Source organism: uncultured Turicibacter sp. (assembly GCF_938044715.1).
GTDB classification, from domain to species: Bacteria; Bacillota_I; Bacilli_A; order MOL361; family Turicibacteraceae; genus Turicibacter; species Turicibacter sanguinis.
Window position 1 is genome coordinate 1 of record NZ_CALIOS010000023.1, and the last position, 25,156, is coordinate 25,156.

Annotated in this window: 26 protein-coding genes, 1 other RNA gene and 1 pseudogene; 19 read left to right on the top strand and 9 right to left on the bottom strand. The window is 32.9% G+C overall.

Annotated elements, in window-relative coordinates; translation table 11 throughout:
• A partial coding sequence (locus tag QWC74_RS02255; protein WP_288993879.1) for a hypothetical protein occupies nt 1-305 on the top strand: 305 nt, incomplete at its 5' end.
• 94 nt (nt 306-399) lie between these two features.
• Here QWC74_RS02255 and QWC74_RS02260 read toward each other — a convergent pair.
• Entirely contained in the window at nt 400-618 is a 219-nt protein-coding gene (locus QWC74_RS02260) for a hypothetical protein (protein ID WP_155222920.1), read from the bottom strand.
• 194 nt (nt 619-812) lie between these two features.
• Here QWC74_RS02260 and QWC74_RS02265 point away from each other — a divergent pair, with 194 nt between their 5' ends.
• Nucleotides 813-1,088, top strand: coding sequence for a hypothetical protein (locus QWC74_RS02265; protein WP_155222919.1), 276 nt, complete (start codon nt 813-815; stop codon nt 1,086-1,088).
• A 207-nt stretch (nt 1,089-1,295) separates the two neighbouring features.
• On the opposite strand, the gene QWC74_RS02270 is transcribed toward QWC74_RS02265, so the two are convergent.
• Both QWC74_RS02270 and QWC74_RS02275 read right to left on the bottom strand, forming a co-directional pair.
• On the bottom strand, nt 1,296-1,832 hold the full coding sequence (locus QWC74_RS02270) for a hypothetical protein (RefSeq protein WP_155222918.1): 537 nt from the start codon (nt 1,830-1,832) through the stop codon (nt 1,296-1,298).
• A 317-nt stretch (nt 1,833-2,149) separates the two neighbouring features.
• Entirely contained in the window at nt 2,150-2,362 is a 213-nt protein-coding gene (locus QWC74_RS02275; protein WP_155222917.1) for a hypothetical protein, read from the bottom strand.
• A gap of 265 nt (nt 2,363-2,627) precedes the next feature.
• Between QWC74_RS02275 and QWC74_RS02280 the strand changes: the two genes are divergently transcribed.
• Nucleotides 2,628-2,927, top strand: a complete 300-nt coding sequence (locus QWC74_RS02280) for a hypothetical protein (RefSeq protein ID WP_155222916.1) — start codon at nt 2,628-2,630, stop codon at nt 2,925-2,927.
• A 397-nt stretch (nt 2,928-3,324) separates the two neighbouring features.
• Here the strand turns inward: QWC74_RS02280 and QWC74_RS02285 are convergent, their stop codons facing one another.
• Nucleotides 3,325-3,870 carry a YcxB family protein gene (locus QWC74_RS02285; RefSeq protein WP_155222915.1) on the bottom strand — a complete coding sequence of 182 codons (546 nt, stop codon included), beginning with the start codon at nt 3,868-3,870 and terminating at the stop codon, nt 3,325-3,327.
• Nucleotides 3,871-4,091: 221 nt separating this feature from the next.
• Here QWC74_RS02285 and QWC74_RS02290 point away from each other — a divergent pair.
• The 4 genes and pseudogenes from QWC74_RS02290 to QWC74_RS02305 form a co-directional block, all read left to right on the top strand.
• Nucleotides 4,092-4,202 (top strand): annotated as a pseudogene (locus QWC74_RS02290) (IS1595 family transposase); the annotation flags it as partial.
• Between the two features lie 120 nt (nt 4,203-4,322).
• Nucleotides 4,323-4,832, top strand: a complete 510-nt coding sequence (locus QWC74_RS02295) for a hypothetical protein (RefSeq protein ID WP_155222914.1) — start codon at nt 4,323-4,325, stop codon at nt 4,830-4,832.
• Between the two features lie 124 nt (nt 4,833-4,956).
• Nucleotides 4,957-5,268: a helix-turn-helix domain-containing protein gene (locus QWC74_RS02300; RefSeq protein ID WP_155222913.1), complete on the top strand. Its 312-nt coding sequence runs from the start codon at nt 4,957-4,959 to the stop codon at nt 5,266-5,268.
• Nucleotides 5,262-6,131: an IS3 family transposase gene (locus QWC74_RS02305; RefSeq protein ID WP_155222912.1), complete on the top strand. Its 870-nt coding sequence runs from the start codon at nt 5,262-5,264 to the stop codon at nt 6,129-6,131. Before QWC74_RS02300 ends, QWC74_RS02305 begins: the two co-directional genes overlap by 7 nt.
• A 254-nt stretch (nt 6,132-6,385) precedes the next feature.
• Here the strand turns inward: QWC74_RS02305 and QWC74_RS02310 are convergent, their stop codons facing one another.
• On the bottom strand, nt 6,386-6,922 hold the full coding sequence (locus QWC74_RS02310; protein ID WP_195932398.1) for an IS3 family transposase: 537 nt from the start codon (nt 6,920-6,922) through the stop codon (nt 6,386-6,388).
• Nucleotides 6,923-7,617: 695 nt separating this feature from the next.
• On the opposite strand from QWC74_RS02310, the gene QWC74_RS02315 reads away from it, so the two are divergent.
• Together QWC74_RS02315 and QWC74_RS14775 are read left to right on the top strand one after the other, a co-directional pair.
• Nucleotides 7,618-9,231: a recombinase family protein gene (locus QWC74_RS02315; protein ID WP_155222910.1), complete on the top strand. Its 1,614-nt coding sequence runs from the start codon at nt 7,618-7,620 to the stop codon at nt 9,229-9,231.
• 49 nt (nt 9,232-9,280) lie between these two features.
• The gene (locus QWC74_RS14775; protein WP_353888893.1) at nt 9,281-9,502 is read left to right on the top strand and encodes a DUF3848 domain-containing protein; all 222 of its coding nucleotides are present in this window, start codon (nt 9,281-9,283) and stop codon (nt 9,500-9,502) included.
• Nucleotides 9,503-9,542: 40 nt separating this feature from the next.
• Here the strand turns inward: QWC74_RS14775 and QWC74_RS02320 are convergent, their stop codons facing one another.
• Complete coding sequence (locus QWC74_RS02320) at nt 9,543-9,758, bottom strand: helix-turn-helix transcriptional regulator (RefSeq protein WP_155222909.1); 216 nt, start codon at nt 9,756-9,758, stop codon at nt 9,543-9,545.
• Between the two features lie 219 nt (nt 9,759-9,977).
• Here QWC74_RS02320 and QWC74_RS02325 point away from each other — a divergent pair, with 219 nt between their 5' ends.
• The 4 genes from QWC74_RS02325 to QWC74_RS02340 all read left to right on the top strand — a co-directional run bounded on the left by QWC74_RS02325 (nt 9,978) and on the right by QWC74_RS02340 (nt 15,154).
• Entirely contained in the window at nt 9,978-11,882 is a 1,905-nt protein-coding gene (locus QWC74_RS02325) for a hypothetical protein (protein ID WP_155222908.1), read from the top strand.
• Nucleotides 11,883-11,895: 13 nt separating this feature from the next.
• On the top strand, nt 11,896-12,270 hold the full coding sequence (locus tag QWC74_RS02330; protein WP_155222907.1) for a hypothetical protein: 375 nt from the start codon (nt 11,896-11,898) through the stop codon (nt 12,268-12,270).
• 217 nt (nt 12,271-12,487) lie between these two features.
• Nucleotides 12,488-13,420: a YafY family protein gene (locus QWC74_RS02335; protein ID WP_195932331.1), complete on the top strand. Its 933-nt coding sequence runs from the start codon at nt 12,488-12,490 to the stop codon at nt 13,418-13,420.
• 153 nt (nt 13,421-13,573) lie between these two features.
• Nucleotides 13,574-15,154 (top strand): hypothetical protein, encoded by a 1,581-nt coding sequence (locus QWC74_RS02340; RefSeq protein ID WP_288993885.1) that lies wholly within the window; start codon nt 13,574-13,576, stop codon nt 15,152-15,154.
• Nucleotides 15,155-15,344: 190 nt separating this feature from the next.
• On the opposite strand, the gene ssrA is transcribed toward QWC74_RS02340, so the two are convergent.
• Nucleotides 15,345-15,693: a transfer-messenger RNA gene (gene ssrA, locus QWC74_RS02345) on the bottom strand.
• 224 nt (nt 15,694-15,917) lie between these two features.
• Here ssrA and QWC74_RS02350 point away from each other — a divergent pair.
• A complete protein-coding gene (locus QWC74_RS02350) occupies nt 15,918-16,793 on the top strand; it encodes a hypothetical protein (RefSeq protein WP_229059776.1) in 876 nt (291 codons plus the stop codon).
• Complete coding sequence (locus tag QWC74_RS02355; RefSeq protein ID WP_009607026.1) at nt 16,777-16,908, top strand: hypothetical protein; 132 nt, start codon at nt 16,777-16,779, stop codon at nt 16,906-16,908. The genes QWC74_RS02350 and QWC74_RS02355 overlap by 17 nt, the downstream gene beginning before the upstream one ends.
• A 28-nt stretch (nt 16,909-16,936) precedes the next feature.
• Here QWC74_RS02355 and QWC74_RS02360 read toward each other — a convergent pair whose 3' ends face one another.
• The gene (locus tag QWC74_RS02360) at nt 16,937-17,833 is read right to left on the bottom strand and encodes a LysR family transcriptional regulator (protein WP_006784114.1); all 897 of its coding nucleotides are present in this window, start codon (nt 17,831-17,833) and stop codon (nt 16,937-16,939) included.
• 351 nt (nt 17,834-18,184) lie between these two features.
• Between QWC74_RS02360 and QWC74_RS02365 the strand changes: the two genes are divergently transcribed.
• The 4 genes from QWC74_RS02365 to QWC74_RS02380 all read left to right on the top strand — a co-directional run bounded on the left by QWC74_RS02365 (nt 18,185) and on the right by QWC74_RS02380 (nt 24,809).
• Nucleotides 18,185-19,345, top strand: a complete 1,161-nt coding sequence (locus QWC74_RS02365; RefSeq protein ID WP_006784113.1) for a sugar MFS transporter — start codon at nt 18,185-18,187, stop codon at nt 19,343-19,345.
• Nucleotides 19,346-19,520: 175 nt separating this feature from the next.
• Nucleotides 19,521-19,886 carry a hypothetical protein gene (locus QWC74_RS02370; protein ID WP_006784111.1) on the top strand — a complete coding sequence of 122 codons (366 nt, stop codon included), beginning with the start codon at nt 19,521-19,523 and terminating at the stop codon, nt 19,884-19,886.
• Between the two features lie 148 nt (nt 19,887-20,034).
• Nucleotides 20,035-24,171 (top strand): glutamate synthase large subunit, encoded by a 4,137-nt coding sequence (gene gltB / locus QWC74_RS02375; RefSeq protein ID WP_155222905.1) that lies wholly within the window; start codon nt 20,035-20,037, stop codon nt 24,169-24,171.
• 239 nt (nt 24,172-24,410) lie between these two features.
• Nucleotides 24,411-24,809, top strand: a complete 399-nt coding sequence (locus QWC74_RS02380) for a hypothetical protein (protein WP_006784109.1) — start codon at nt 24,411-24,413, stop codon at nt 24,807-24,809.
• Between the two features lie 204 nt (nt 24,810-25,013).
• On the opposite strand, the gene QWC74_RS02385 is transcribed toward QWC74_RS02380, so the two are convergent.
• Nucleotides 25,014-25,139 carry a hypothetical protein gene (locus tag QWC74_RS02385; RefSeq protein ID WP_006784108.1) on the bottom strand — a complete coding sequence of 42 codons (126 nt, stop codon included), beginning with the start codon at nt 25,137-25,139 and terminating at the stop codon, nt 25,014-25,016.
• Nucleotides 25,140-25,156 lie beyond the last annotated feature (17 nt).

The window sequence follows — 25,156 nt, forward strand, 5'->3', positions numbered from 1 at the left end:
AAGCTCTAATAAGGATGATTGTTGAAGCTTTAAATGAAATTCGTTTAAAGTGGATTACTACTGAAAATATGAATGAAAAAATTTCTTTAGTACGACAAGCTAAAACCTTGCTGCCAGAAGGATTCTTACAAACAAAAATAATTGTTTTAACTTATGCAGAATTAAGAGCTATTTATCAACATTATTGCAAACACCAATCAACGTCTGAATGGGAGAAGGTGCTTACCTGGATAGAAACTCTTCCTTGTGCTGAAGACTTAATTATATTTGACGAATCGTCAACAAATAGAAACACTTGCTCCTGAAATAAAGGGAATGAAGCTTTTTAACCTAAGGCTCTGTTTTACAAAAATATTGATGTTTAAGAAAAAATAAAAGTCTCCCATGAGTGAGAGACTTTTATTTTAATTTATCTGCTAAAAATTGTGTGCATGTTATAATAGTTGAAATGGTTGTAGAAAACCCAAGAATTTGCAATGCATCTTCCCAAACAATTGTTGTTACCTGTGTGTTAGTTAATAATGATGCCCCAAAAAACAAAACAAAAGAAACTACTAATACAATGATTATCCAACTAATTACATAATGAACAATTGATTTATTTTCCTTCTCTTGCACAACTTATCACCTACCAATATTTTTAATATTAATCATATCATTATAGGGTGATTAATTCAACGTTATAAAAATGATATGATTAGCAATAGAACTCCGAAATTCATTTGATAAAGATAAATTAAAATACCGTTATATGGTATAATAGATATAATAAATTATAGTCACTAATAGAAACTTATGGGGGAGGATGGACTATGTTTGATCAAAAGGAACAAGAGTTTTATGCTGATGGAAAAAGAGTTTATAAAAAAATAGGGAAAACTATTTTATATACAATTTTAGTATTTATAGTTTTTGGTATTGGTTTAAATAATTTAATACAAACATTATTGCCTAATCTGAGCGTTGAGTCATCTAATACATGGAGTGTTATTTGTTGTTCTGTAGGGATCATCTTTACAATTTTTTATTGCACATTTACTCTATTAGAGAAACTGGAAAAATTAATAAGCAAAAGCTGTAGTAGATAATATTATTGTTAAATTGAATAGAACTACGTGAATAGAGGGAACCAGTGAGTATTGACAGTTTGCTCTTAATCTGATAAACTGGAGATACTTTCCCATCTTAGTCATGGGATTATCACCTCCAATTTGGAGGTTTTCTTAAAGTTATGTATATAAAAAATCCTACGGATACATTTATTCGTAGGATTTTTTTATGGTAAATAATAATCATTAATTATTATCAATAGTTTGTGTTACTTCTGTTGCGTCTAACTTTATTTGATAATTTTGTTTATCTCCATTTGTTTTAGTAATAGTCACTGCAATATAAAAATTATTTTTAATATTATCTTCAATATTAGTTGTGAATATTTTCTCACTTGTTACGCCTGGTACTATTAAGTTCTCTCTTGTCAACCCTTCATTCCTTTCAGTAATATCACCTGTTCCATAAGTGAATAAACTCTCTTTTCCTTTATCAGATAAAATGAAAAACTCCACTGAATAATTCAAAACATCTGATACGTCTTCCTGATTGTTTTGTAATTCGCCTCCATAAAGAATTTGCTGTGTTGGTGATAGAACGATTACTCCATTATCTAAACTAAGATTTTCATTTTCCCCTGTAAAAGAATAAACTACTGTTTGTTCCTCATTTTTCACTTCATGTTGTTCTTCATTTTGGAATTCAAGTTTCTCAATATCTTTTGCTGTACTACAGCCAACTAAAGATAACATCATTAATATCATTCCAATTTTTTGAATCATCCAACTCCCCCCCTTATATTATTTTTACAATTCAATTGTACTCAAAAAAAGGAGGGGGTAGAAGTGAAATGCAAATTAGTCTTCACATTTTTACAACACAGGTAAAGAATGATAGTTTCTTTTTCTTTGGGTCTGGTTTAAAAGAGTGTTGATATAAATAAAAATTTTCTAAAAGTAAAAGCGACCGTTATATTTTATCGGCCGCTTTTTGTTATGATGTCATTCTTTCATTAAATTATTCCCTCTTATATAAGTTGGTTGGACAATTAATTATGAGTCGTATTGTTGGGGGATGTAAATGCCGATGCAGGCTCCCTTTAAGAAAAAATAGAAACAAATCCTATAAAAAGTGCTACTATAAATAATAGGATACTACCTATTTTGTTCTTGTGATAACTTTCCCATGCAGTTACAACATTTACTATAGCTAACATAAAAAGCATAATAGGCATACTTTTACTATATCCCATGAATACTGATATTGCTGCAAGAATTACTAAAGCAGATAATAATAATTTTATATATTTCAATTGACTCCTCTCCCTTCACTCTGTTGCTAATCACATTATATATCTTTTACAAAAAATTAACAATTTATTGTTATACAGAATGTTCAGTTGAGGCGATTAGAACGAGACTTTCTGCTTTCGTATAATATTCGTCTAAGAATAACATTAATTGTGTAAAGGATATCTTAAATGTAGATTGTCAATAAACATAACAAACAAAATAAATTGACTAATAAAATAAATATTTGGTACAATTAGGAAAATTATATTTGAGGGGGGAACGATAATGAAGAAAATGATACTATTCATGGTAAGTGCATTTGTTTTAATCGGAACGGCAGAAAAGGGAAGTGATTTGCTAATTGAAAAACAATTAAACAATGTAGAAAACTATCTTGTACAAAAGGGTTATGAAGTTGATGGCGTATCTTTTGACGATAATACATTTCGTGTCGTAGTAAAAGTGAACAGTTATGAAGATGAAATTGTTACTGATGCTTCTAAGAAAAATGAGTTAATGTCTGAGATTCAAGAAGGATCTATTTATTTTAATAGCGCAATGACACTTTCATTTGTTATTTCTTAATATTAATTATCAAACAGGAAAAGCTTAGTTTTTAATGAGCTAAGCTTTTCTTTTTTATTTGATATAGAGAAAATTATGAAAATACCAACTATAGTTTAAAAAAGAAACGCTGTGTTTTAGCATCAGTTTTAGTTTTGGGATGCAAAAAGCTAAATTGCATTGTTTTTTACAATATAAAATACAAAGTTATTATCGTCTAAAAAAATTAGCATTTTAAACGTAAAAAAACAAACATTTTTAAATAGGCTCGTTTTAACTCCTTATTATTTAAACGACTGCATGATAAACGGGTCGTTTAAATGCTTTTAATCATCAATATTTATGTAAAACAGAGCCAATAAAAAAAGAGAAGTAATCTTAACTTAGATATTACTTCTTTTTCCATTTGATTATATTTTTATTTCACCTTTATCCCTTTAGTTGAAAGAAATTCTTCAAATCTTTCGGATGAACCCGTAGTGAATTTATCCTTATCAATTGCCAAAGCAAATTCTTTTTCATAAATTAATACAAATAGGTTCTTTGTTTTACGTACCGAAGTAATGCGATGATGAGGTAACTTAGCATCAAGATTATCTTTATTAATCAGCAGATCATTTTTATTAGCTTCAGAAAAATCGCCACTCAGTTCAAGATAATCTTCAAAAACAGTTATATTAATGATGGGGTCTTCATCACCAAATAGAACTTTTTGTTGCTTATAAGCTTTTGCCCCATTCGACCGATAAATGTGAATGGGAGTCATTAACATAACAGGTACTAAGAATAAACAAACCATAACCAGTATATAATCTTCAAACAAATAGCCGTATATTGCAAGGCATATGTATACAAATGTCGCAATAAAAAGCATAGGTCGAATAAAGGGGTTAAGCGTTACCTTGCAGACATCTACATTAACTAATTTATTTAATATAGTTTCATTTTCGAATAAAATCTTCATGTTTACCTCCTATTCCTCTCTAACACATTTTTTAGATATTCATATTATAACCTTTTTTTACCATATGCTCAATAATATATCTTTATAATAGGCTCTGTTTTAGATAAATGTTGATGCTTAAAAACATTGATACGACTTATTTTATTTTGAAACGATTGAACGATAATTAAAACAAAAGAGTCCGTTTTAAAGAAATATCAACACTCTTTTAAAACACAGCCAAAGATGAAAAGGAAATATTAAAGATTCAGAAAGCTTACGTTCAATCACAAGCAAGCTACTCCGTCATATCAAATGAGAAAATTCGTGACAGAACACCTACCTTTATCTGATAGCTAATTTTATTTAATAATCGTAATATATCCTTGTGATGAATATAATCATTGATTATATGGTAAAAAAAGGTTATAATAAAGCGAAGATTGACTAAGGATGAAAAAGGAGGGTACTAATTGGAAGTTTTATTCGAAAATCATGTTGCATTAACAAAAGAAGCTGCTATAGAGATAAGCAAAGTAGCAACCAGAAAACAAAGGTTTTTCTTGTTGTCGGTGTCGATTATATATTTTTTAATACCTATTATTGTCTTTATGTTATCTGGATTTGATGGCGGGCTGCTCGTTATGTGTGTAGTATTCGTAATAGCTTTTTTAATCTTGCGTAATCGAATACCTAAAAAAGTAGGAGCGCAATTATATAAACAACAACTCATCTTAAACAATAATGAGCCTCTAATTAAAACTACATCCGTTTTTGAGAATCACATGGAGCACTATTTAGGAAATGGTTCTCAATTAACCGTTTATTATGACCGTATTACTTCGATTAAAAAAACTGCTCATTTCATGGTGCTGATTTATGAAAAAGTGGTAATGGTTCCTATTGGCATATCTGGATTTACAAAAGGAACACATGAAGCATTTGAAGCATTTCTTTTGGAAAAAGGGGTAAAAGTGAAATAAAAATATAATCAAATAGAAAGAGAAGTAATCTGATATAGTACCTCTATAGTAGACAAAAAAATAAAAGCGACACGATCAATTACGATAAAATCGCTTTAGAGTCTACGATGGAGGTACTTTTCTTATGCAATCAAAAAAGATCAATCGCAACTTTACTTATTCACCAGAATTAAAACTTCAAGCTGTTAAACTTTATTTAAATGGTCAGTCTTGCTCATCTATTTGTGAACAGCTTAAAATTCAAGATTCAAACCGTATTTATGTTTGGACGAAAGCCTATCAAGCTAACGGTGAATCAGCTTTTATTGACGGACGAGGTAAGCAAGCAACAGGACGTCCTAAAACAAAATTTATGAGCCTCGAAGAAGAAGTGGAATATTTACGTGCTCAAAATTTATTACTAAAAAAGTCAATCGAGAGAAAAAGGGGGTGCTAACCAAGCAGGCTGAATTTGAATTTATTCGGGAATATTCAACAGAGTTTTCTTTGTCTATCTTATTTAAACTAACTTCTGTTTCACGAGCTGGATACTATAAGTGGAAGAAAAGTCACTCTAAGAATCAAGTTAATCGTGATGAAGAGCTTTACCGCTTGATGTTAGAGGTATTTAATGAATCAAAGGGAACCTATGGTGTTAAACGAATAAAACAAGCTTTACTTAATCAATATGGATGGATTGTGAATCATAAGTGCATTTGTCGTATCATGCACAAATACCACTTAGTTTGTGTGCTTCCTAAACCAAAGTTCAAACGTCGTCCGCAACCTCATGGAAATATTTCTAATGTTTTAAATCGTGAGTTTCACGCCACAAAACCACTTCAAAAATTATGCCTGGATATCACCTATATCAAAATTAAAGCGCCCTATCCTAAATGGGCTTATTTGTGTGCGGTGAAAGATTTATACAATCATGAAATTGTCGCTTATGATGTTAGTCCAACACAAAATATGATGCAAGTTTTTCGTGTCCTTAATCAACTATCAAAATTACCTTTAGCAGAACAAGCCATTTTACATACCGATCAAGGATTTCAATTTACAAATAAATATTACATGAAACGAGTGGCTGATATGGGGCTTATTCAGTCCATGTCTCGCCGAGGAAATTGTTGGGATAATGCCTGCATTGAAAACTTCTTCCGTCATCTAAAGGCAGAAATGCCTCACTTTGGGACATCTGAAACATTAGAAGAAGTGTCAATGACAATCACTGAATATATTCATTACTATAATCATAAACGAATTCAAACAAAATACGGCATGAGTCCAATTGAATTCAGACTACATGCCGTATAAATTCTCTTTTTATTAATTGTCTACTTGACAGGTACTACTCCAATTAACGCTTGTTTTTTTTATGTTTTTTTGATTGAGCCATTTATTTCAGTATAGATTATCAACATTTATCTAAAACAGAGCCAAAATAAAAAACAATGATTAAATTCATTGTTTTTTTATTTCTTGAGGAGATAATTTAGCTTTTCTATTCAATTGAATATTAATACTTAGTAATATTAATAAGACAAGAACAATCATAATTACTATCCTTATTATTTGAGAGTTTTCGAATTTTTTAAACTGAGCAAAAACAATAGGAAGAATAAAGGGAAGGTTAAGTGCTCTAATGTCTCTAGTACTAAATCTATTTTAAGATGAGCTCTCAGTTGATAAGCAATTACTTCATTCGTAGCGGCATCGAGAATTGTTGAAAGATAGGCTGTTTGAGTCTTTCCATATTGTAAGTAGGTAATGTCAGTTAGTAAAACGTTGCCTGGGTTATTAATTTTAAACTGGCGTTTGACACGATTAGGGTGGATGCGATCTTCTATTATTTTTCGATAAGGATTAGCACGACGTACAGAGCTTAATAGCCCATATTTACGCATGATACGATTGACTGATTCGTGATTGTATTGATAGTCTAAAGTCCGATGTAAAACCATGGTTAATTGGTGGACTCCTTTGTTTTTACGTCCTTTAAATGCAATCTCTTTCAGAATGCCATTAACACCTTCTTCCTCTTGAGAATGTGATGCTCTTGGAGAGCTAATTTTGCGCTCGCTGAAAAATAGTGATAATATCCCGATCTAGAAACACTGCAACTATCATATAAATGAGATAATAAATTTTTAAATGAATACTTCGTGATGATTTCATGAATCAATTTAAACTTTTGACTAGGACTTACTACTTGGTCATGATCCTCAGTTGCTTCAACTTTTTAATAATTTATCCCAGTTTTTGTAATTTCTAATTCAGCTGTTGTACGAATCAATTCTTCTTCGAGAGTCAAATCACGTTTTCTAGGACAACCGGATGATTAAGTACGATGTAAGAAATCCTTGCTTTTGATACGCAGCGCGTCAATTTCAGGTGTATATAATTTATTGCTTACTTTAAACTTCTCCAAACAACAATTCATAAATTAATTATAACAAAAAGCTTTATAGGGTACGTTTTAGAGCTGTCCAGTTCTTTTTTTAAATTCTGGATAGCTAAGGTAGGTTGTTTTAGGTAGTGATAAACTTAAATTGTCAAAAGGCAAGAACAGCCTTGATTCTTGCGAAAGTTACGATGATACTTTGAATCATTTACATATTTTTGCATCTTTCGCAACTTTATTTATGGTAGAAAGCGGGGGTTAGCTATGAATGATTACTAAGAGAACAAGGATATCGATAGGTTCGATAATTAGTTTTGAAAAGTCTTTCAAACAAATATTATTTTAATGAAGAGCTAAGAGTAAGTTCTTCATTAATGCTTATTCAAGGAGGGTATTGAAATGAAAATATCGAATTCGATGAAGGCAGCAGCTTATTGTCGATTTAGTAGTAGTAATCAACGAGAGGAATCCATTGACGCACAATTAAGAGCTATTTATAAATATATGGATGAACATGAGTATACTCCTGTTGGTGATTATATTGATATGGCATTGACAGGTACAAATACAGATCGTCCAAACTTCCAACGAATGATAGAAGATGCTAAGAAAGGTTTATTTGATGTGGTAATTGTTCATAAAATGGACCGTTTCTCGCGAAATGTTCGTGATACTTTGAATATTGAAAGTGAGTTAGCTTTATATGGAGTCAAGGTGATTAGTGTCATTGAACAGTTTTCAGATACACCAGAAGGTCAATTACAACAGATTATTCAATTGGGTGTTGGACAGTATTACTCTCAAAACTTAGCAAGGGAAGTGATGAAAGGATTAAAAGAGAATGCTTTTAAAGCTATTCACAATGGAGGAATAGCCCCCCTAGGTTATGATGTTGATCCTGAAACAAAGAAGTATATTATCAATGAACATGAAGCAAGTGGAATTAGAATTATGTTTGAAAAAATCATTCAAGGATGGAGTTATCGTGAACTGGCAGAGTATCTCAATTTATTAGGTTATCGGACTAAAATAGGAAATAAATTTAGTGCAACTTCATCCTTTTATGACTTACTTACAAATCCTAAGTACAAGGGCGAGTATGTATTTAATAGGAGCGTATCGAAACCAAAGCAAATCGGTATGAAGAGATCGCATCGTAAGAATAAGAATGAAGAAGAAATTATTCGTATTCCTAATGGAGTACCTGCTATTGTTGATGAAGAAACATTTGAATTAGTTCAAAAGTTATTGAAACAACGACGTCGATCTAAAGGGCAACATAAGGCAAAAGAAGTCTATTTGTTAACAGGATTAGTTGAATGTGCTGAATGTGGATCAGCCTATCACGGAAGTAGTAGGATAGGAGGAAGAAACAAAAGTAAATATGTGTCTTACCGTTGCAGTAAAAGAAAGAAACTTGAAAATCCTTGTAAATGTAAGGAGATAAATAAAACCCTATTAGATGAGTTTGTAGTTAATCAACTGTATACGACTTTACTAAATCCAACGAATCTTCAACAATTACATGAAGAAATAAATATAAAGTTAAAACAGAAATACGAGGATATGGATCAAGACTTACCACAATTACAGAAGCAGTTAGATGAAGTGAACCAAAAGATATCTAATCTTGTTCAAGCGATTGCAATGGGAGGGCTAGGTAGCCTAGATACTATCACCCAGGAAATACAACGATTAGAACATGATAAAGTTAAGCTAACAGAACTCGTTCAAGAAAACCAAGTTAAGAAAGAATCATTAACATTAACATTGGATCAACTGAAACAAGTCTTAGATGAATCAAAGGAATACATGTTATCCAAGCATGATGATATGGTGAAATATATTCTATCACGCTTTATTCATAAAATAATTGTAGGAAATGAGACCGTCATAGTTCATTACAACTATGGCGGTTTTTATTATGACTTTAAAAGTATTGTATTACTTGAATCGGTTACTTATCAAAGAGATGACATGTATATGAATTCAGCTTTAAAGGAGGTGATATAGATTGAATGAAGTTAATTAGAAAGGAGGGAAATCTATTCATAAGGAAATTATTTTATATGAACGGGTACAGGCAGAATATGATTGTTTTATAGAGGAGCTACTGGCATTGAATCAAGAACAACAAAGTTCTAGGATTCATGAGTTAAGGATCAAGACAGTAGTATTAGAGTTGATTGTTAATGAAATGTACACAGATAGTGAATTAGAGTATCTTCTGTTACAAGATGAACCATTAAGGGTACTGTATGAAATGTTTATAAAATTTATTTAAAAAAAGCAAGATCTACACGTTAGGGCGTAAATCTTGCTTTTTATTTATCTTCAAGTGTAATGATGTCTCGAATATCTTCAATATTTAAAGCATCAGCAATTTTCTCAATGTGACTAAAATTAATGTTTTGCCGTTTTTGATTGGCCAGTTCACTTAAAGCCGCATGACGAATATCTGTTAATCTCGATAATTCACGTAAGGATATGTCCTGTTGCTGGAGTAATTCATTAATTTTTACAATGACTTTTTTAGACATTTCTTGAAATACCTACCTTTAATGGAATTGACTACTTCAAGAAAAATATCATATAATGGAAAATAAAGTGGTACGCTAAAGCGTAACAAAGAGGGTGATGAATTTTTTAAAAATATATTAAATAAATATTAAACCGTCAAAAAATGTCGGAATTAGAAACTATAATAAATGGTAAGGTATTATTTAAACCTAGTTATACCATGAACAAGGAGAGAAAAGATGAGTGTAGTTTTATTTATTTTATCTTTAGTAGTAGGGTGGATTGTTTTTCAAAAGTATCGTTCAATGTTCGGAGTTATTTACTTCGGTCACAAAAGAATGTTTTTTGATTATGTTATTGCGTGTTTTATCGTTTATTTAATCTTAGCCTTATTATTTGCCTTATTAGTAGTGGTTTTAAAATCTTTACTGATTGGGGCAGTTATAGCAGGAATTGTATTTCTAGTTATTTTTATTTTAGAGAAATTATTAGGAGATAAAATGCCATTCGGCATCAAAGATAGAGCCGTTCATTTTGGATTAATAGGGGTCTGTATCCTATCTGCTATAGGTTACGGAGTTTATTTCTTCACTAATGACGATGAAGAGATTAACCAATCTGTTACTACGGAAGTGGAAACACAAGATTCTGGATCAGATATTATTACTATAGGTTCCAATAATTATTTTGATGAAGTTAAAGAATCAGATGAACAAGATACTAGTTTAGGGAAGTATACGGGGGTTGAATTTGTCACCCAGTACAATGACGTGACCGAGATTAATGTGATGACAGAAAATCGTTTATTAGTTAAAGTCGGAGATACCTATTCAATCTATGATGGGGATTTTAATGAACTCCAATCAGTAGGTGATATAGCAATTGAAGAGATGACGAATGAATATATTTTTTATTCACAACAATTATTTCAAGATGGTAGCTTTATAAAAGGTTATGGAATATTGAATCAAGATGGAGATGTGGTTGAAGCACCTGTACCGGGGAATGAATATTCAGAAATAAAAGCGAAGTATCAGACATTTACTCAAAATAGTTCTAATGGTGCTTCAAGTGTAGATACTTTATATGATCCCAATACAGGTCTAGTTGGATTACAACTAACTCATAAAAGTGAAGATGGGTATATAATCGAACAGGAACTGCTTGTTCAGCCGGTATATTCAGCGATTCAAATAAATAATTCAATACAACAAGAATATGCCTTTAAAAGTACAGATGGAAAATGGGGGATTCTAAATGCCAAAGGAGACATTATTTTAGAACCTAAGTATAGTTCCATTGAATACAACAGTGCCATTTGGGACTCTAGTGATCCATATTTCATTATTTATAATGATAAAGGAGAGAAGGGAATCTTCACTCATAACGGATGGTTATTTGAACCACAAATTCCATATGAAAATCAAATGCAAACTTTAAATGAATATGTAATGGTTGCGGATGGATTTAATACAACTGTTTATAATGAAGTAGGAGCAGTGGTTAAGAAATTAGATGGTGTGTACCAATTTACAGAAGTAAAACCTTTAGGAGAAGGAGCATTAGCCAACTTCTATGTCGTTTGTGATACCTTTGGGGAATGTGGAATTATGGACATGGAATTTGAATGGATATTTGAATCTGCTACAGGTAGCAATGTATACGTCTTAGAAAATGGAATTTTTGTTTCTATATCAAATTCAATTCATGAGAAAAAGCTTAGGTTTCTTAATGAAGATGGAAGTTTGATTGAAGAATTATCAATTGTGATTAGTCCATCTATTAGTGATGGATTCTTTGGCGTTAGCCAAGGAGGAGAGGTTTTTATTTTCGGAAATACAGTGTATAAATTCAAATTAAATCCTAATTATGAGGGGGATAGTAGATTAGTTAAGAAAGAAGAACCAGCTAATATGGCGATAGAAGAAGAATTTACATTTGATACTGCTATCGATTATGCGAAGAAGCAGTATGGTGAGGATGAGGATACAATCTACTCAATAGAGGATGGAATATTCTATGATGAAAATAATGGATTAGGCTATTGTGTGATTTCATTACATTCGAAATCAATGCAAGAAGCAGGAGGATCTGGGTTCTTATTACGAGTAACAGTTTATGAAGATGGAAGAGTAGTGGAGTAAAGGTAGTGTTTAAATGAAAAGAATTATAATATGTGTATTAATCATATTAATAGGCGTTGTAGGATGTGATGGGGCTACAACTACAACGACGGCTATCCAAGAAAAGTATGAAGTTAATGTTCAACTTAATCGAGAAGCTGCATGGGGTGGAGCTTTTTTAGATTATAACGTTTTTATTAATGATCAAAAGGTAGGACAGATTTCAAATTCAGATACAGTTAATTATCGAATGACTGTTCCAGAAGGAGAATATACGATTTATGTTAAATACGGCTTGCGTAGCAAGAAATTAAAGTTCTATGTGGATGAAAATAATACTTATTTTAAGTTTGCATGTAAAACAAAGAGCAGTTTAGGGATCGATCTTTGGGAAGATTATTCATATTAAATTAAATAGAAAAAAAGCTATAGGGAATATATCTTATAGCTTTTTTTCTATTATAAGGGTTAAATGCTAAAATATTGTATTTATTGTCGAAATAAATTACTATTATAAGTGAATTATCGTTAGATGAGAATTTGCTTTAGGGGTAAAACAGATTCTTTAGATAGGAAAGAGAAGTGAAGTATTATTTATGTATGATAAAAACACTAGGGTATTATATATGTTCCAACAATTATTACAAGATAATAAGCTTTATAAAGAGGAAATTCGAAAATTGTTTCAAATTGATAACAGAACATTTGAACGTGATATTGCAACATTACGAACATTCTTAAGTCAGCGTATAGACTATTCGCATCATCTAATGATTGAATATGATCATCAACAGAAATATTATTATTTATTAAATTACGAGTCTGCTCAATTATCTGCAAGGGAAGTTTTAACATTAATTAAACTCTTATTAGGTAATAGAGCTTTGTGCTTAGAAGAATTAGATCAAATAATCAAAAGTTTGACAACTCAATTAGTAGTAGATGAAAAGAAACTGGTAGAAACGTTTATTAAAAACGAAAGACATCATTACACACCACTAAAGCATGGTACTTCCTTAATGGATTCAATTTGGGATTTTAGTCAAGCCATTGATGAAACAAAGATGATTAAAATGAAGTATAAGAAAGCAAATAATACAATTGATATCTATACGGTGTATCCAGTTGGACTAGTATTTTCAGATTTTTATTTTTATGCAGTTAGTTATGTTAAGGATAAAGACATTCCTTATCCTATTTCATTTCGTTTAGATCGAATTCAGTCATATGAATTATTGAATGAAAAGTTTAAAATTCCTTATTCACAACGCTTTGAATCAGGGGATTTTAGAAATAAGATTAATATGATGTATCAAGGTGAACTGATTAAGTTTACTTTTAGATTTACAGGTCATTCTGTTGAAGCAGTACTAGATAAGTTCCCAGTATCAAGAGTCGTAGAAGAGGGAGATAGTTATTGTATTATTGAAGCTATCTCTTATGAACAAGGACTATTAATGTGGATATTGAGTCAAGGCGAATGGATCAAGCTTTTAACGCCTCATGATTTAGTCGAAAAAATGAAAATAAAGTTAGGTAAGATGATAGAGTTGTACTAATAATATCTTAAAATATCAATAAAAATAACTCCTCCGTCAATTTTTGTCGGATATTATAAATTATAATTAATGAGAATAGTAAAAATTACAATATTCATATATGATTAATTATTGCTTATTTCACAGAAATTATTTATTGATGGAGGATAGAGAATGAGTAGTGATGATTTAAAAAAAGAATTATTGGGACAAGTTATGAAAAATACCGGTGTAAGAGAGAAAGTTTGTATTAAGTATTTAGAAGATAATAATTATGACTTAGAAAAAACACTGAAGGAGATTCGTGAGAGAATCAATAATGGTTCTATAGAAGTTACGGGAAGTATTTCTTCGGGAATTGTATATGGAAATATAAGTAATGCGAGTAGTATATATGGAACAGATAAATTCAATACTCCTCGTGGGCATGGATTCGCTGCTGAATATGCTAATCATCTTCATGATAAAATTAAACATGGAGATTTTTTAGGGAAGGAGAAGGTTAAATTAGTTGGAGATGAGATTGATCCTAAAACAGGCCGAATTGTTAAAAATGGTGCTGATCGAGTAGTGGATGGGATTAAGATTCAAACTAAATATTGTGCAAGTGGTTCTAAATGTATTGCGGAATGTTTTGAAAATGGAAGTCTAAAATATCAAAACCTAGATGGAACACCTATGCAGATAGAAGTTCCATCTGATATGTATGATTCAGCAGTAAAAGCAATGGAAAATAGAATTAAAAATGGTGAAGTTCCTGGTGTAAATGATCCAACAAAAGCGAAGGATATTGTTAAAAAAGGAAGTTTTACTTATCAGCAGGCTAAAAATATTGCTAGATTTGGAACAGTAGAATCTATTACATTTGATGCAGTTAATGGTGCAATCATAGCGACGAGTGCCATGGGACTTAGTGCAACATTGACATTTGCAACAGCTATCTGGAATGGAGAAGACTTTGATATAGCGTTAAAAAATGCGTCATACGCTGGATTAAGAGTAGGTGGAACTACGTTTGTAACAGCAGTATTAGCAGGTCAATTATCAAAAGCCGGTCTAAATAGTGCTCTTGTAGGAAGTTCTGAGGCAGTTATATCGTTAATGGGACCAAAAGCTTCTGCAATGTTAGTTAATGCTTTTAGAAGTGGTGGAAATATCTATGGAGCAGCAGCAATGAAAAGTGCGGCTAAGATGTTAAGAGGAAATGCTATAACAGGTGCGGTTTCCGTGGTAGTGTTATCAAGCTTTGATGTTGCAAATATCTTTAGAGGAAGAATTTCAGGAGCACAATTATTTAAAAATGTTGCAAATACAGCACCTACAACACCACCTATTCCTGTTGTTGGAACAGCAATAGGTGGTGTTGTAGGTGCTGTAGGTGGTATATTAGGTTCTTTTGCGGGGGGAGCAGCAGCTGGAAAGGTTTCAGGAGCTGTGTTAGACGAATTTATTGAAGATGATGCTAACAAAATGGTTAAAGTTATAGAAGAAGCATTTACTCAACTAGCAGAAGACTATCTTTTAACTAAACAAGAAGCAGAAAAGATAGTAGATAAGTTAAAGGAAAAATTAACTGGGAAGACACTTAAAGATATGTTTGCAAGCTCACAAAGAATGAAATTTGCTAGAAATTTGATTGAACCAGTAGTAGAACAAGAAGTTAAGAAGAGAAAAAAAATAAAAATCCCTACAGATGTAGATATGTCTAGAGGATTACGAGTAGTATTAGAAGAATTATCAGATCAGGCAGGTTAATATAATAAAAACAGATTAATTGAAAATGATATAATTAATCTGTTGCTTAATTGTGCAAGGATTTAAGAAAATCTAGTTAATTAACATCTCAGTATAAAAAAACCATTATCTCAAATCAGATTTAATCTGAACTCAGATAATGGTTTTTGTTTTGTTCAATTTCCTGTAACAGTTGCGGACGTGGATATTATGGTGGAGATGGGGGGAGTCGAACCCCCGTCCGAAAACACCGACCACTTAACTTTCTACAAGCTTAGTCTCCTATTGAATTTAACGGGTGACTGGTTAGGCGACAGACCTGTCAGACCGCGAGTTTGATAATCTCTTCTAGGCTATTCAAACGGCACAGACTAGCGTATCCCACTAATAGTGAGCCTAAACATTCAACATGGGCGATTGAGTGAGTAGGCAGCTACGTTATATTAAGCAGCTAATTGTAAGTTTGTTTTTCCGGTTATTATAAACCTCGACCTTTTAACGTGGGCGAACACGGCTTGCTTATTAAGCTCAAATGCCCCCGTCGAATCCGTAACATCCCCAGGTTAATTTATCACTTAACTTACAGAATTAATTATACTCGATTTTTAAATCTTTCGCAAGTTTTCAATTAGATTAGTGAAATTCAAAACACTAATTATTGTGTGAAAACGACAAAAAAATATTCAGAATTTAAAAATAAAAAAATAAAAGCGTGTTTAAAATAAAAAAATCGGTTCATACTATACCTGTGATTTCTGTTATTAAATCCAAATCGAGGTGAAATATGCTGACAGTTATAACAAATTTAATTTTAACCGTAATATTCACTTTTTCATCGGTTAGAATGCCCGTTACTAATGAAAAGCAAAATATTCAAAGCTCAACAGTTATGACAACGATGGAAAATAAAACAGAAAACAGTACTTTAAAAACCGTATCAAATTCAAATGTTTTGCAAAAACAGGAGTCACAAACAGGAGAAACTCAAACTACTTCTAAACAATTAAATAAGTCAAATTCAGAAATGATTACTTCTGATGACATAAAAAAGCAAGTGGCCAATGAAAAATTATTTTCTGCATTATCAGAGGCAGTAGAGCAGTCTGAAAATGAGGTGCTTGTGAATGAGGAAGTGGAATCTGATGAGGGAACACAGCAGGTTGCTAAATTAAACTCAGGTGAAGAAAGTGATATTGCACCAATCGCAATGACACATGATTCAGAACCAGATGCAGGTATAGAAGAAACTGAATCAGTTTATAAAGATTATAGACAAACCTTTTACAGTGTTCAGTCTGGTGAAGTTAAAGTCGGTTATGGTTTATCTTATAATGATACAGAAATTCGTAATATTAATAATGTGATGCATTTTTATGATGATGAATACCAAGAATGGTTACCGATTGTTGCAGTAAATATTAATGAAGTATTAGAAGTCGGACTTAATGAACGTGGAGTTCCTAATTATTATGGAACTATCTTAGAAATCACTTATCCATCAGGTGATGCGCAAAAAGCAATCGTATTAGATGCCTGTGGCGCTTGTAGTCGAGATAATCGTATTGATTTATGGGTATATGAAAAAGACTATAATCATGATGTGAAAGGAATTGAGTATCGAGTTATAAGGGAAGGATTTAAAGATGAAGACGAGCAATGAAGTTGAAAATCTTGAAATTTTATTAATTCAAATGATAGAAGATCAAACCTTGAGTGAGGATGATTATAACCTCATTCATAAATATTTAGTCAAAGTTAAAAATGATTTGCAATAAAAAGGCATGAAGCGCGCTTCATGCCTTTTTATTTCAATAATTCATGTTTCGTTTGAGCAATAATGAAGTTTTTAAATGCCATTAGAGTTGGACTAATAGATTTATTCCGAACACTGGCTAAATAAATATAGCGAGTGGGATTAGGATTTGAAATCTTAATTACTTTTACATCGAATTGATTTAGTATAGTAACTCGAGGTAAAATCGCAATTCCATAATTAAAAGCGACTAATCCAGCAACCACGCTATCTTCTTCGACTTCACAAATGATATTTGGTTTTGTATTTGATTTTAAGAATAAATCATCAATCGTATGTCGAAGTTCGGTTTCTTTATTAAAAGATATAAATGGATAGTCTACTGTATCTACTAAATCAATCTCATCTTGATGAGCAAGAGGGTGATTCTTTGGTACAATGAGAACCAACTCTTGTTCAGTAATGGGAACAAACTCAATGTCAGGTTCATTGTCAACATATGAACAAAGTATTAAGTCATACTTTTCATCTTTTAACCCTTGCAATAACTGATTGGATTCTCCTTGTGCGAAAGAAAAATGGACATTCTGATAATCATCTTGCTGTAAAAATTGATTGATGAGTGTTGGGACAAATAACCCTTCAAGTGTGCAAATAAATCCTAATTCAATGGAACCCTGTGTATTACTTGCTAGTTCACGTAGTTTCTTTTCCCCAAGTTCTAATTCATTTAACGCTGTTTCAACATAAGTTAAGAAAAATCGTCCGTATTTGGTGAGGCGAACGTTACGTCCCTGTTTTTCAAATAAATAAACTCCTAATTCTTTCTCAAGTGATGAAATAGCATGACTCAAACTTGGTTGAGTAATTGATAGTTGTTCAGCAGCCTGTGTATAATGCTCAAGTTTAGCTAAAACTCGAAAATATTGTAGATGGTTCAAGTTCATGAATCTTCACCTCTTAATAATAGATTAAAATGCCTATATTATATCATATTTAGAGTTATTCTATCTTCAAACAGAATTATTTTTTTGCTTAGCAGTCTCAGTCTGTTTTAAATTTATATGTGTTAGATAGGGATAATAAAGGACAGAATTAAGGAAATTCCTTTATTTATTTTCTTAGTATTTGAAATCTAGCTTCTACTTCAGAGTCTGAATTTTTTATTTTCATTGATAAAATCTATGCATGACTTAGTGCTTCCAACCTTTAATCTCCATAAAATATTCGGTAACGGTTTTAATACTTCAAAAAACTTAACAAAAATGAGTATAATGGATATAAAGGGGAGGAAAAATATGTTAACAATTTTGCTCATAATTATTTATATTGCTTTTATTAGTCTTGGTTTACCAGACGCCATTCTAGGTTCAGCATGGCCATTGATGCATACTGATTTAAATGTTCCTATTTCTTATGCCGGAATCGCGACCATGATTGTCAGTGGAGGAACCATTATCTCAAGTTTTTTCAGCGAAAAAATGATTCGAAAATTTGGAACAGGAAAAGTCACCACCATCAGTGTACTCTTAACAGCCACTGGCTTACTCGGGATTTATTTTGCGCCAAGCTTTATTTGGATCTGTCTTCTTGGAATTCCACTAGGAATCGGAGCTGGAGCAGTGGATGCTGCCTTAAATAACTTTGTCGCTCTTCATTATGAAGCGAAACACATGAACTGGCTTCACTGTTTTTGGGGAATTGGCGCGACCTCAGGACCATTCATCATGTCTTTATTTCTACTCAATCAAAATGGATGGCGAATCGGATACGCAACCATCGGAATCATTCAAGCGATACTCGTTATTTGTTTGTTTATTTCGTTACCATTATGGCGTCAATTTGAAACGACTCAGAAAGTGGAGGAGGAAGACGATAATGGTATCAAAATAAAATCATTATTGAAAATTCCAGGAGCAAAACCGACACTTATCGCCTTTTTCTGTTATTGTGCAGTGGAACTTACCACCGGATTATGGGCCAGTTCTTACTTAGTTGTAAACGATGGACTAGCTGTTGAATTGGCCGCTAAATGGGCTTCATTTTACTACTTAGGGATTACAGTCGGAAGATTCATTGCTGGATTTTTAACAATGAAATTAACGAATACACAAATGATCCGAATCGGACAAACAATTTGTATCATAGGAGCTATTCTTTTAGTCTTACCCATCACTAGTGTGTTTAAATTAATAGGACTCATCTTCATTGGATTAGGATGTGCACCAATTTATCCTGCAATGCTTCACGAAACGCCGAATCGATTTGGAAAAGAATTATCTCAGCGTTTAATGGGGATTCAAATGGCAACAGCCTATGTGGGAAGCACCTTAATTCCACCACTATTTGGCGCTCTATCAAAAGTTCTAGGATTACAAATGTTACCTTACTTTTTATTAATCTTCTTAATCATTATGCTGGTTTCTTCAGAGAAAGCAGCCTATAAAAAAACAAACTAAAACTGACAAAAGGAGCCAAACATTGGCTCCTTTAAATATGTTTAGGAAAAAAATAGATAAATTTTTTGAGTCTTATTTTAGAAATTTGCTTTTTAAAAAAATGATTGATGATAGTCAAAACTTTAGTTCCCAATTCTAGGCCTTTGCATATTTTATAGGTAAAGGAGGAAATAAGATGATCAGAAAAGAAATAGGTTTTTTAAAATTAGGAACAATCTTTTTACAAATTGTTTTTATGTTACTCTTAATCCCAGCCACTCAGTTATGGACGAGTCGATTACTTGGTGGTTTTATTATTAATTCATTTAGTTTAGTCGTTTTATTATTACTTCATGCTTATACATATCGTGAATGCAGTCGAAGTCGGATGCCGAAAATTGGGCATTTAGTAGGAATAATAGCTACTGCGATACAAGTTAGCTTCCCCCTATATCTTATCGCGACACTAATTTTAGGATTTGAATCTTATGTTGTCTTAGCCAATCGATTGCCTTGGAAATTAGATCAATTAAGTAAGCCGAAAAAAGTGAAATCAAATTAAGATGAGCTAATGTCCGACTTAGCTCTCTTTTTTTATCCTTAAGTGTCAGAAAAGGTCGTATGATAGTTGACGATATGAACACTTCATATGATAATTAACATAAGTACCTAAAATTGGGAGATACTTATGTAGGAGTAAGGAGGAAAGCATGATGTTTGATCATTCAAATTGTGGGATTGGGGCCATCGCTAATCTTGACGGAACTTATAGCCATGAAATTATTCAACAGGGGATGACCCTCTTAAAAGCACTCAGCCATCGCGGGGGAAAAGCGAAGGATGGGACAGGTGATGGATGTGGGATTTTAATGCAAATTCCCCATCATTATTATGAAAAAAAATATGACATCAAAGGTTCATTTGCCCTTATGATGACTTTCTTACCAAAAGATTTAGTTGAAAGAAAAAAAGCATTAGATATTATACATGATGCAATGAAATCAAATCATGTTGAGGTCATGAAAGAAATCGTGGTGCCTGTTGATTCAACTCTTTTAAAACCAAAGGCACGTGCAACAGAACCATTTATTATGCAATTTATTTTAGATTGTGAAGACCAAGTGACATTATATAAGGTGCGTCGTCGCATTGAGCAACAATGGAAGTTTGCTAATTTAGCTGATCGTACGTGTTATATATCATCATGCTCAGCAAAAACAGTTGTTTATAAGGGATTATTGACACCTGAAGAATTACCGAATTATTACTTAGATTTACAAGATGAAGCGTTCCATTCAAACTTCTGTATCGTACATCAACGTTTCTCAACCAATACCAATCCATCTTGGAATTTAGCACAGCCATTCCGATATTTAGCACACAACGGAGAAATCAATACGGTGTCAGGTAATATTGAATGGTCAAATTCACGCGTTGGACTTGCGACTCATAAAGACGTTTATCCAATTTGTAATGAGCGCCATTCAGACAGTGCAAATCTTGATCGAACGCTTGAGTCTTGGATTTATGAAGGATTTGACCTTGAAAATATCGTGACGCGTTTATTACCTAAAGCATACGAAAAAGATGCGGGTGTGAGTGAGGAACTTAAAGCGTATTATGAATATAGTAATTTAAAACAAGAACCATGGGATGGGCCAGCTGGGGTTATTATTTGTGATGGGCATAAATTAATTGCTACTCTTGACCGCAATGGATTACGTCCATTCCGCTACGTTCAAACAGACAAACAAGTCGTTTTAGCCTCAGAAATTGGGGTCCTAAATACACCGCTTGAAAACATCAAAATGGCAAGCCGAATTCAAGCAAGCGAGCTACTTTGTATCGATTTAGACAACCAAATCATCACAAAAGACGAAGAAGTCAAAGCTATGTTAGCCGCGCAACATCCATATCATGAGTGGTTGACAAAAAAAATAATCAAACCAGCTGCAAAGTATGACTTTAACGCAGAAGTAGCAGATTACACACAAAAATTTGCCTACACTAAAGCCGAATACATGCAAGAGTTAAAATCATTAGTGGAGACGGGAAAGGAAGCCATTGGATCTTTTCCATATACGGCACAGTTGAATATTTTAAAGTCTAGTCCACAACTATTCTTCGATTACTTCAAACAAAATTTTGCACAGGTAACCAACCCACCACTGGATTCAATCCGTGAAAAAAGAGTCTTCTCATTAAAGACTTCTTTAACACCGGTTGTCTCATTAAAAGATGAGCCATTAACTTACCCAGTGTATCAATTAGAATCACCTATTTTAATGCAAAATCAATATGAAACTTTACTAAAGGAAACCACATTCAAACACATTCACCTATCGTTAAAAATTGACACCACCTTACGTGATGCTGTTGCGAAGTTCAGACAAAGCGTCATTGAGGCAACAAATGAAGGTGTTCATATCATTATTTTAGACGATGAATGTGAAGGAAAAGTCATTCCATCTTTAATGGCGACAAGTATTGCGCATGAAGTATTAGTTAAAATGGGGAAACGTCTAGAAGTTCGACTCATCTTAAAATGTGGTGATGCCCGTTTACCGATTCATTTTGCAATGTTACTTGCTTATGGAGGTGACTTCATCTATCCATATTTCTGCTATCACGTCATTACAAAAAATGTAGAAGATAAAGAAACAGTGCTTAAAAATTATTTAAATGGATGTAAAGCCGCTTTATTAAAACAAATGGCTAAAATGGGAATCTCAACGATTTCTTCGTACCGTGGATCAAAAGTGTTTGAAGTTGTTGGTCTAAATGATGAGGTGACCTCTTTATTTACAAGTAAATCATCATTATTTGGTGGGAAATCCTACGAAGACATTGAAGCGGGATTACTAGGAGAAGGGCTAGATTTAGCAAAAGTCAATGAATATCAAAACATGGACTCAATCTTCATGAATCACGCATACTCAAAAAAATTCATCAAAGACATTAAAGCTGTCGTATCCGCTAATGATTATGATGGATTCAAACGCTTAACTGAAGAAGAAAGAAATCGCCAAATTAACCTTCGTGATTGCTTAAGCTTAAACAGAACTCAATCGATAGCAATCGAAGACGTTCAACCAGTCGAAGAGATTATTCGTCATTTTGTTGCATCAGCGATGTCATACGGTGCTTTATCTATTGAAGCTCATGAAACGATTGCCCGTGCTTTTAATGAACTTGGAGCATCTTCAAATAGCGGTGAAGGTGGGGAACTTGTTGAACGTTTTGGAACGATGACCGCTTCAAAAGTGAAGCAAGTTGCTTCAGGCCGTTTTGGTGTTACCTATGAGTATTTACGTAGCGCTGAAGAAATTCAAATCAAGATGGCACAAGGTGCAAAACCTGGAGAAGGTGGACATTTACCAAAATCAAAAGTTGATGAAAATATTGCCCGCGTTCGCTATGCCAAACAAGGTGTAGATTTAATTTCACCACCCCCTCACCACGATATTTATTCCATTGAAGATTTAGCGCAGTTAATTCATGATTTACAAACAACAAATCCATCTGCTCTGATCAGTGTTAAATTAGCATCACTTGCAAACGTTGGAACGATTGCAAATGGAGTGGTTAAAGCAGGAGCTGCTAAAGTGGTTATTTCAGGATTTAATGGAGGAACAGGTGCTTCACCAAAATCTTCACTAAAATACACGGGACTTCCTTGGGAATATGGGCTATATCAAGCGCACAAATCATTACTAGAAAATGATGTACGTCATGAAACGTTTATCCAAGTTGATGGACAAATTAAATCAGGGTATGACGTGGTCATGGGAGCAATCCTTGGAGCCGATGAATTCGGAATCGGAACCATGTGCCTTGTCATGGTAGACTGCATCGGATGTAAACAATGTCATACAGGTAAATGTCCCGCTGGAATTACCACTCAAGATGAAACATTGCGTGCTCGCCTCAAACAAGATCCGACGTTATTAAAAACTTATTTAACTTATGTGGCGCGCCAAACACGTGAAATTATGTCTTACCTTGGAGTGAAATCACTTGAAGAACTTCGTGGACGCACAGACCTTTTAGTTGTGCCAAATCATTTAAAATTAGATTGGTTACAACCATTGCCTGTGACTCAAGATATGAATGTGAGAAAACAGCAGATACCAGTGCCAAAGTTAGTGGCAAACGAAGTAAATACTATTGATTCTTCTTTAAGAACACTTGGGGTGCAACTCGTAAGTGATCAAATGCGTACATTTGAAACTTATGGTTATGCTGGACAAAGTTTTGGAGCCTTCATGAATGAAAGTGTTGAACTTATTCATACTGGATATGCCAATGACTATGTTGGTAAAGGATTAAGTGGCGGACGTATTACCGTTAAAGTTAATGAGACGATTCGCCAATTAGAAGAAGAAAACCCTGAATATATCAATCATCACTTAATTGCTGGAAATACGATTCTTTACGGTGCGACTTCAGGAACATGTTATCTTGAAGGGCGAGTTGGAGAACGTTTTGCCGTCCGTAACTCAGGTGCAACGGCAATCAATCACGGAATGGGAGTTCATGCCTGTGAATACATGACAGGTGGAGTTGTTATTTCCTTAGGAGATGTGGACGCGAATATTGGTGCCGGTATGACAGGTGGATTGTTATTCATTTATAAACCATCGGATCTCAACCTAAAACTTAATACGGCCTACGTCAATGTCTTTGAAATGAAAGAAGAACATCGACAAATTCTAAGTGCTGTGTTACAAGATTACGTTATCAAAACAAATAACACACTTGCCTCAAAAATTTTAGTTAACTTCGAAGAAGAGGCATTGAACTTTACACTCATTACATCATCAGATTACTATGAATTAGAACTATAACCAAAAGTGCTATCCTTGAGATAGCACTTTTTTAATACAATGATAAATAAATATTGTTAAAAAATGGTATAATCGTTTTAGTAGTAAGGGGAATAGGATGTTAAAGAAAAGGATAACCATGATTGCAATGAGGGGGAAAAATATAAGATGCGAGATATAAAGGGACATGATGTCTTGTAGGAGCTGATATTATGAAATTTAATAGCGCTTAAATGTGATGAATTAAAGGGGGGAATGAAATGTTAAAAAAAATCATGATCATGATGTTACTGTTCATCGTAGCAGGGTGTCAAAGACAAGAGAATCTACAGGAAACACCGATTCATACATCCATTCAATTATTTTCAACTTTAACAGGAAATTTAGTTCAAACAGACGACGAGTCTTATAAAGAATATGTTGAATTATTTCATGATCTATTCAAAGAAAAGGCAACGTATGAAAAGTTTCTAGGATTAAAAAATATGACAGGCTCAACAGGAGTGAGTTATTCAAACTTCGTCATGATGCAGTTAGATAATGGGGAAATGATACTTGTCTCCTTTGTTCCATGGCCAGAAGAAGACCGATATGAAATTTACGATATTTATCTTGTACCAGATTCAGTGAAGTATTATTTTGAAGATATTCAAAACTAAGCGCCAGCCATGATAAAATACTTGAAGAAGGGTTCACAGATGACGAGTAAAGCGTTTAGATATTCCATTGAAATTAAATAGGCCGCTAATGATTAGCGGCCTATTTAATTATTTGAGGTTCTGATTCGTTTATTAAAATTGATTACAATTTAAGAGAATCAGTCCATTTTCTTTGAGGTAAAAAAGGACTGATATTAAATGTCATTAATGTTTTTGTTCTTTTTTCTTAGTTGTCACTCCAGTTCCTGGAACAGGTTCACCTGCTTCATAAACTTTACCAGGTTGTTTAACTTTTTTTTCATTATATTTATGCATTTTTCCTGACATCATTTGTCACCTCCTTCATC